The sequence below is a fragment of the Herbiconiux sp. FW305-C-125 genome (assembly GCF_058783455.1).
The window spans coordinates 1-1645 of the sequence record NZ_JBYSYO010000030.1; the positions used below are offsets into that span (position 1 = coordinate 1).

Sequence of the window (1645 nt, forward strand, 5' to 3'; positions counted from 1 at the left end):
CCTGACTCGTGCCACTTGAGCGCTGATTCGGCGGTCGTTGGTCGTTCTGCCCTGATTTTCCGGGGTTCGGGGTCGGCGGGTTACGCACTAACGGCGGCGATTTAGACTCCCTCGATGGGGTTGTTCGTCCGGAAGGTGAAGACGCGTTCCGGGGCGACGGCGGTGCAGATCGCGCATACTCGTCGCGGAGTGCAGACGATCCTCGAGCACATCGGCTCGGCGCATGACGACGCGCAGCTTGCGGCGTTGGTGGCGGTTGCGAAGAGCAAGATCCATGCCGGGCAGCAGACGTTCGATCTGGACGCGCTGACACCGACTGCGCCGACCGGGGCGGCGCCGACCGTGACGGGATCTCGTTCGCGGGTGCTGTGGGACGTGCTGGAGGCCGCGTATCGGCGGCTCGGTTTCGATGCCGCTGTCGATGACGACGTGTTCATGAAGCTGGTCCTCGCTCGCGTGGTCGAGCCGACGAGCAAGGCTGACACGATCCGGGTGCTCGGCGAGCTCGGGGTGCCGGCGCCCGGGCTGCGGACGATCTGGCGGACCCTCGCGAGATGTGTTGAACACGATTGGCGGGACAAGCTCGCGACCGCTGCGTATGCGCATGCGACCCGACATGGGCACGTGAAGCTGGTGCTCTACGACGTGACCACGCTCTACTTCGAGGCCGAGGACGAGGACGCGCTGCGGAAGGTGGGGATGAGCAAGGAGCGCCGCGTCGACCCGCAGATCCTGGTGGGGATGCTGGTCACCCCGGACGGGTTCCCGCTTGAGGTTCACGAGTTCCCCGGAAACACCGGCGAGACGCTCACGCTGTTGCCCGTGCTCCGCGCGTTCCAAGACCGACACGCAGTCGACGACGTCGTGGTCGTCGCCGACGCCGGCATGCTGTCCGCGTCGAACCTGAACCAGATCGAGGACGCCGGGTTCTCGTTCATCGTCGGCTCCCGAATCAGCAAGGCCCCTTACGACCTGGCCGAGCACTTCGACGCGCACGGCGGCGTCCTCCACGACGGCGAGACCATGGAGTCGAAGCGGATCATGGGCGTCCGGGAGAACGCCAGACAGCGGCGGGTGGTCTATCACTACTCGGCCAAGCGTGACCGGCGCGACAACCACACCCTCGACAAGCAGGTCGAACGGGCGCAGAAGATCGCCGACGGGACCAAGCCGCTCAAGAAGGACCGGTTCGTCAAGCTCACCGGCACCCGCCCCGCCGTCGATCAGGTCCTCGTCGACCGGGCCCGTCAACTGGCTGGGCTGAAGGGGTACGTCACCAACATTCCCCAGGTCCGGCTCACCGGGAATGAGATCGTGGCCGCGTATCACGAACTGTTCCAGGTCGAGGCATCGTTCCGGATGGCGAAGACCGACCTCCGTGCGAGACCGATGTTCCATCATGAGGCCGACTCGATCCACGCGCACCTCACGATCGTGTTCACGGCCCTCGCGATCTCACGCCATCTCCAGGACCTCACCGGGGCGAGCGTCCGCAAGATCGTCCGCACCCTGCGACCGCTGCGAGACGTCACGATCAGCATCAACGGGAACGAGATCGTAGCGAAGACCCCACCCGGCGACACGGCGCAAGCCATCCTCGACGCCGTCGCCGCGAGCGTCACGCACTAACTTGGCGCGAGTCAGG

General features: G+C 66.1%; 1 protein-coding gene. It reads left to right on the top strand.

The window, feature by feature from the left end:
- Positions 1-114: 114 nt before the first annotated feature.
- Positions 115-1629, top strand: coding sequence for an IS1634 family transposase (locus AC3WLB_RS24250; RefSeq protein ID WP_363499275.1), 1515 nt, complete (start codon positions 115-117; stop codon positions 1627-1629).
- The last annotated feature ends 16 nt before the right edge of the window (positions 1630-1645 follow it).

Excerpts from the sequence above, each read along its gene's own strand:
- AC3WLB_RS24250 (WP_363499275.1), top strand. The coding sequence starts at position 115 with ATGGGGTTGTTCGTCCGGAAGGTGAAGACGCGTTCCGGGGCGACGGCG.